At 48.0% G+C, this 6,998-nt stretch carries 5 protein-coding genes and 1 pseudogene; 4 read left to right on the top strand and 2 right to left on the bottom strand.

Annotated elements, in window-relative coordinates:
- Window positions 1-182, bottom strand: a pseudogene (locus ACFW2W_RS07910) (alpha-hydroxy-acid oxidizing protein); the annotation flags it as partial.
- 157 nt (window positions 183-339) lie between these two features.
- Between ACFW2W_RS07910 and ACFW2W_RS07905 the strand changes: the two are divergent.
- The 4 genes from ACFW2W_RS07905 to glgA all read left to right on the top strand — a co-directional run bounded on the left by ACFW2W_RS07905 (window position 340) and on the right by glgA (window position 6,593).
- Window positions 340-666, top strand: a complete 327-nt coding sequence (locus ACFW2W_RS07905) for a lysozyme inhibitor LprI family protein (RefSeq protein ID WP_378175688.1) — start codon at window positions 340-342, stop codon at window positions 664-666.
- Between the two features lie 178 nt (window positions 667-844).
- A complete protein-coding gene (locus tag ACFW2W_RS07900) occupies window positions 845-3,892 on the top strand; it encodes a tetratricopeptide repeat protein (RefSeq protein WP_378175685.1) in 3,048 nt (1,015 codons plus the stop codon).
- A gap of 222 nt (window positions 3,893-4,114) precedes the next feature.
- On the top strand, window positions 4,115-5,086 hold the full coding sequence (hemC, locus tag ACFW2W_RS07895; RefSeq protein WP_378175662.1) for a hydroxymethylbilane synthase: 972 nt from the start codon (window positions 4,115-4,117) through the stop codon (window positions 5,084-5,086).
- Between the two features lie 85 nt (window positions 5,087-5,171).
- Entirely contained in the window at window positions 5,172-6,593 is a 1,422-nt protein-coding gene (gene glgA, locus ACFW2W_RS07890; RefSeq protein WP_378175660.1) for a glycogen synthase GlgA, read from the top strand.
- A gap of 29 nt (window positions 6,594-6,622) precedes the next feature.
- Here the strand turns inward: glgA and ACFW2W_RS07885 are convergent, their stop codons facing one another.
- A complete protein-coding gene (locus tag ACFW2W_RS07885) occupies window positions 6,623-6,787 on the bottom strand; it encodes a hypothetical protein (protein ID WP_378175657.1) in 165 nt (54 codons plus the stop codon).
- Window positions 6,788-6,998 lie beyond the last annotated feature (211 nt).

Raw genomic sequence — 6,998 nt, 5'->3', positions numbered from 1 at the left:
ATCGCTCGCATCAAGTTCATCCCGCAAAAGTTCCAGAATGCTAGGGCTTTGAGGACATCAGTGCCGCGACGGATGCCGCCATCTACGAGAACTTCTGCTGTGTCCCCAACAGCCGCCACCACCTCACTCAGGGCATCAATGGTAGCGATCGCTCTATCCAATTGTCTACCCTCATGATGCGATCGATCGCATTTTGCATTTTTGCTATGTTATTGGCTACACAGAATTCAAAATTTGACTATGAATAAGTTATTACCCGCAATTGTAGGTGTGGCAGCTTTGCTAGGTTTAGGGACTGCGGCGGTGACAAATGCAAATGCAACACCAGATGTATCAGGAATGCGCGTAGCTCAACAACCTAACTGCAACAATCCTCAGACGCAAGGAGAAATGAACGCCTGCGCCGGAATCGCCTACCAAAATGCCGATAGAAGGCTGAATCAGGTATATCGACAACTCCTACCAAAACTACCCGGTTCGCGGCGACAAAAACTAATTTCAGCACAGCAAGCTTGGATAAAGTTTCGAGATGCTAATTGTACTTTTGAAAGAAGTGAATTTACAGGCGGAACGATGGAACCGATGGTTTACAGCAGTTGCCTTGCAAACGTAACAAAACAGCGTACAGCACAATTAGAGCAATATTTAAGCGACGCGGATAGGTAAAGCGAGAAGGCGATCGCACTACTCGAATCAAAGCGGTGAGGAATGCGATCGCGATATTGTAAATCTACCGCTGCAACGCTCCTAGAGACTAATCAGGTTTTTGCATAACTCTGGTTCAGATAAAGATATACATGAAGGAGCGACCGAATCTACCAATCAGCAGATGGAAGACTTGCCAATGTACTACCGTCTCAAATCTCTCAGCCTTGCCACTACTACTCTATTGCTTTCTCTCTTCACTCCCCTTTTACCGCTTACCTTGAAGTTTGAGCATCAGGTAGTTCAGGCGCAAACTACTCAAGACAGAGCAACTGAGGCGCAGCGGCTGAACCAAGAGGGACTTCAGCTACTAAACACAGGTCAATTTCCAGAAGCTTTGAAGAAATTCCAGCAGGCTTTAGTCATTTTTAGAGAAATTGGCGATCGCAAAAGCGAAGGGACACTCCTCAACAATATTGGGTCAGTTTACGACAACCTAGGAGAGTACCCCAAAGCCTTGGAGTTTTATCAGCAAGCTTTAGCGATTCACAAACAAGTCGGCAACCGACTGATGGAAGGGACAACTCTCAACAATATTGGGTCAGTTTACGACAGCCTAGGAGAGTACCCCAAAGCCTTGGAGTTTTATCAGCAAGCTTTAGCGATTCACAAACAAGTCGGCAATAAGGCGGTGGAAGGGACAACTCTCAACAATATTGGGTCAGTTTACGACAAACTAGGAGAGTACCCCAAAGCCTTGGAGTTTTATCAGCAAGCTTTAGCGATTCACAAACAAGTCGGCAATAAGGCGGGGGAAGGGACAACTCTCAACAACATTGGGTTAGTTTACGACAAACTAGGAGAGTACCCCAAAGCCTTGGAGTTTTATCAGCAAGCTTTAGCGATTTTCAAACAAGTCGGCAATAAGGCGGGGGAAGGGACACTCCTCAACAATATTGGGGAAGTTTACGGCAGCCTAGGAGAGTACCCCAAAGCCTTGGAGTTTTATCAGCAAGCTTTAGCGATTTTCAAACAAGTCGGCAATAAGGCGGAGGAAGGGACAACTCTCAACAACATTGGGTTAGTTTACGACAAACTAGGAGAGTACCCCAAAGCCTTGGAGTTTTATCAGCAAGCTTTAGCGATTCACAAACAAGTCGGCAATAAGGCGGTGGAAGGGACAACTCTCAACAATATTGGGTTAGTTTACCGCAGCCTAGGAGAGTACCCCAAAGCCTTGGAGTTTTATCAGCAAGCTTTAGCGATTCACAAACAAGTCGGCAATAAGGCGGGGGAAGGGACAACTCTCAACAATATTGGGTTAGTTTACCGCAGCCTAGGAGAGTACCCCAAAGCCTTGGAGTTTTATCAGCAAGCTTTAGCGATTGTCAAACAAGTCGGCAATAAGGCGGGGGAAGGGACACTCCTCAACAATATTGGGGAAGTTTACCGCAACCTAGGAGAGTACCCCAAAGCCTTGGAATTCTTTCAGCAAGCTTTAGCGATTCACAAACAAGTCGGCAATAAGGCGGGGGAAGGGACAACTCTCAACAATATTGGTTTCCTCCTAGAGGCACAAAACCAACCAGAATTAGCGATTGTTTTCTTCAAGCAATCCGTCAATGTCATAGAGGCAATTCGCAAAGATTTACAAGTACTGCCAAAACAGCAACAACAGTCATACACCGAAACTGTGGCAGATACCTACCGCACTCTCGCTGACCTCCTGCTCAAACAAGACCGAGTCCTCGAAGCACAACGAGTCCTTGACCTCCTCAAAGTCCAAGAACTCGAAGATTACCTGAGCAACGTGCGCGGAAATAACAATACCGTTCAAGGATTGCCGAACCTTCCCCCAGAACAACAAACCTGGACGAGTTATCAGACAATTCTCAACAAAGCAGTGGAAATTGGCAAAGAACTCACCCAACTGCGACAGCTTAAACAACAAAACAGAACGCTTACCCCTACTCAAGAACAACGTATCGCCCAACTGGTGAAAGCCCAAGAAACGATTAGGGAAGAATTTAACAACTTTAGCAGGAGTCCAGAAGTGCTAGCACTGGTGACACAGCGAAGTCCCGAAACCCTTTCTCAGGATTTACTGCTGCGGATGGGAGACTTCAACGCCTTACAAGATAACCTGAAGAATCTGCAACAAAATGCTGTTCTCCTCTATCCCTTAATTCTGGATGATCGCATCGAACTCATCCTCACCACCCCCGACTCTCCCCCGATTCGTCGCACCGTCCAAGTCCCCAAGAAACAACTCAACGAGACAATTGCCGCCTTCCGCAGCGCATTACAAGACCGCACATCCGACGCCAAAATTCCCGCCCAACAACTCTACAACTGGCTGATTAAACCCCTAGAAGCAGAACTCAAAGCCGCAGACGCCCAAACAATTATCTACGCACCCGACGCTCAACTGCGTTACATTCCCCTCGCTGCTTTGTACGATGGGCAACAATGGTTAGTGCAGCGCTACCGCATCAATAATATTACCGCCGCTTCCCTCACCGACCTCAACACTAAACCCCAACGGCAACTCCAAGTCTTAGCAGGTGCCTTTGCCACCGGACGCTACAGTTTTACTGTTGGCGAACAATCCTTTAACTTTTCCGGGTTGCCCTTTGCGGGAACCGAGGTAGAGAATTTAGCTAAGACGGTTCCCGCTACAACCCAATTCATCGATAAAGCCTTCACTCCCCAAGTCACCGTCCCTAAAATGGATGACTACAGCGTCGTGCATCTAGCGACTCATGCAGCGTTTGTCGTGGGAACACCGGACGATTCCTTTATTCTCTTTGGAAATGGAGAACGTATTACCCTCCGAGATATCCAAAATTGGAGCCTCAAGAATGTCGATTTGGTTGTACTTTCTGCCTGTGAAACTGGATTGGGCGGAAAACTGGGTAACGGTGAAGAGATTCTCGGCTTAGGCTACCAGATGCAGAGGGCGGGGGCAAGGGCAGTTGTTGCCTCCTTGTGGACGGTTGACGATGGCGGGACTCAAACCTTGATGAATGCCTTCTATGCAAGTCTGAAAAAGGACAACACCACAAAAGCCGAAGCCCTTCGCCAAGCCCAAATCGCCCTAATTACTGGCAATTCTACAGCTTTGGGTCAAAAGCGGGGCATTTTTGCCGTCGAACGTATTGGCAATAGTTCATCCCCTAATGCGATCGCTCGTCTTAGCCACCCTTATTATTGGGCACCGTTCATCTTGATTGGTAATGGCTTGTAGCTTGTAAATTCGATGACTTTTTAAGAACGCGATCGCTCTATCAATTATGCTGTGCCTGCTAGACGTAAATCAGCGATCGCTGCCTCACTTCCAGCATCAGGGGGATGTCACATTACTTAACTTATCTTGAGAGCGTTGGCATCAAACTCCAGGCTTATTACAGTCACGCCTGCGGTAGTCTAGATCAGGTGACTTTATTTGCTGTGTTCAGGCGATCGCTTTATGTCTCCTACAGTTTCTAGTCCTGCCCGTACTATCCGCATCGGTTCTCGCAAAAGCCAACTTGCACTCGTCCAGACTTACTGGGTGCAAGAACAACTCCAGAAACACTTTCCCGAATGTACCTTTGAAGTCCACACGATGGCGACTCAAGGCGACAAAATTCTCGATGTTGCCTTAGCCAAAATTGGCGATAAGGGACTCTTTACCAAAGAACTCGAACTGGGAATGCTCAACAAAGAGACAGACTTTGCCGTGCATTCCCTCAAGGATTTGCCCACCAACTTGCCAGAAGGGTTGGTGTTAGGATGCGTCAGCGAACGGGAAAATCCGGCAGACGCCCTCGTAGTGCATGAAAAGCACAAAGATAAGCAACTGGATACCCTGCCGGAAGGTGCTGTAATTGGAACCTCTTCCCTGCGGCGACTGGCACAGCTGCGCCACCACTATCCTCACCTATCGTTTAAAGATATTCGGGGCAACCTAAACACCCGACTAGCAAAACTAGATAAAGGTGAATACGACGCAATTATTTTGGCAGTAGCGGGATTGAACCGTCTGGGAATGAGCGATCGCATTCATCAAGTCATCGCCCCTGAAGTGTCCCTCCATGCCGTCGGACAAGGTGCTTTAGGCATCGAATGCCGTGCTGGCGACACCGAAATTCTGGATATCCTCAAGGTACTACAGCATCAACCCACCGCTCAACGCTGCTACGCCGAAAGAGCCTTTTTACGGAAACTAGAAGGTGGCTGTCAAGTGCCAATCGGGGTGAATACTCAGATTGACGGCGATACACTCACCTTAACGGGGATGGTTGCCAGTTTGGACGGCAAGCGGATGATTAAAGATACCGTTAGCGGTGCTGTGGGCGATGCCGAACAACTAGGAATTCAGCTTGCCCATCTGTTACGGGAACAAGGAGCTTCTGCAATTTTAGAAGAGATTTTTACTGAAGTCGGACGCGGTCATTAATCCAAAATCCTTGCATCCAAAATTGGGTAGGCGATCCCCAGACTCGGTATGATGTAACCAAATATTTCAGGAAACGCCAGCAATAATGCGAATTCTGTTTGTTGCAGCTGAAGCAGCGCCCATCGCCAAAGTGGGTGGGATGGGTGATGTAGTTGGTGCCTTACCAAAAGTCTTAAGAAAAATGGGGCATGATGTGCGAATCTTCATGCCCTACTACGGTATGCTGCCCGACAAAATGGAGATTCCCAAAGACCCTATTTGGTCGGGTTCTGCCATGTTCCAGTCGTTCGCAGTCCATGAAACCGTTCTTCCTGGAACCGATGTGCCACTGTACCTATTTAGTCATCCCGCTTTCCTGCCACGGCGCATCTACTCTGGGGACGATGAAGAGTGGCGGTTCACCTTGTTTGCCAACGGTGCAGCAGAGTTTTGCTGGAATTACTGGAAGCCGCAAATTATCCACTGCCACGACTGGCACACTGGGATGATTCCGGTGTGGATGAACCAAGATCCCGATATTACCACCGTCTTCACGATTCATAATCTGGCTTATCAAGGGCCTTGGCGTTGGTATTTAGACAAAATTACTTGGTGTCCTTGGTATATGCAAGGGCACAACACAATGGCAGCAGCGGTGCAATTTGCGAACAAGGTGAACACCGTTTCCCCCACCTACGCCCAACAAATTCAAACCGCCGCCTACGGCGAAACGTTGGAAGGTTTGCTGTCTTTCATTAGCGGGAAGTTATCCGGTATTGTCAACGGCATCGATACTGAGGTTTATGACCCCGCCAATGACAAATATATTGCTCAGACTTTCACCATTGATACCCTGGAGAAACGCCAAGCCAATAAAATTGCGCTGCAAGAAGAAGTCGGCTTAGAAGTTAACAAAAATGCCTTTGTGATTGGCATGGTAACGCGATTGGTGGAGCAGAAGGGCATCGATCTAGTGATTCAAATGCTCGATCGCTTCATGGCGTATACCGATTCTCAGTTTGTACTGCTGGGTACAGGCGATCGCTACTACGAAACCCAGATGTGGCAGATGGCTTCCCGCTACCCAGGTCGCATGGCAAACTACTTACTCTATAACGATGCCCTCGCCAGACGCATCTATGCCGGTAGCGATGCTTTTCTCATGCCCAGCCGCTTTGAACCTTGCGGCATTAGCCAAATGCTCGCCATGCGTTACGGCTGCGTGCCCATTGTACGTCGCACGGGTGGCTTAGTAGATACCGTTTCTTTCCACGACCCAGTGAACCACGCTGGCACCGGGTACTGCTTCGACCGCTATGAACCCCTAGACCTTTACACTTGTATGGTTCGGGCATGGGAAGGTTTCCGCTTCAAACCGCAATGGCAGGAGTTGCAGAAGCGGGGTATGCAGATGGACTTCAGTTGGGACACGTCCGCCAAGGAGTATGTCAAATTGTATAACTCAATGTACGGTATCACTGAGGAGCCATCTGAGCCAGGGAAACAGGCTGAGTTAGTAAATACGTAGTCACAAAAAGCACCTTTGATAATTGCCCCCTACAGTAGGGGGTTTTTTGTTGAGAATGTGGTAGCGATCGCGATCCTCAACTCTGTCAAAGTGGGTGACAAAGCTTTCAAAACCTTGCTATAGCAGGGAATATTTCCTTTGCCAGCGTCACCCACCAGCCCTAAAATCCAGGCATAAGTTATGGTTATTCGCAATAATCGGGGATTTAGTGGCAATAAGCAGGATACATCCTTGGGTGATAAATAGTTAGAGCTGGGTAGCGATCGCTCTTGTGTATGATTTGTATTTTTTATATAGCTTCTAGTTTACGTAGTCGTAATTAGATCCTATGTGCTGTTTTTTCAAACCCAAGCGGTGACTACACAAAGAGCTTACAAATAGAGCAAGTTTTTACTGCATTTCATC

The organism is Coleofasciculus sp. H7-2 (assembly GCF_042747725.1).
Classification (GTDB): Bacteria; Cyanobacteriota; Cyanobacteriia; order Cyanobacteriales; family FACHB-T130; genus FACHB-T130.
The sequence above is the reverse complement of the archived record's forward strand: the minus strand, read 5'-3'. Positions and strand labels throughout refer to the sequence as shown.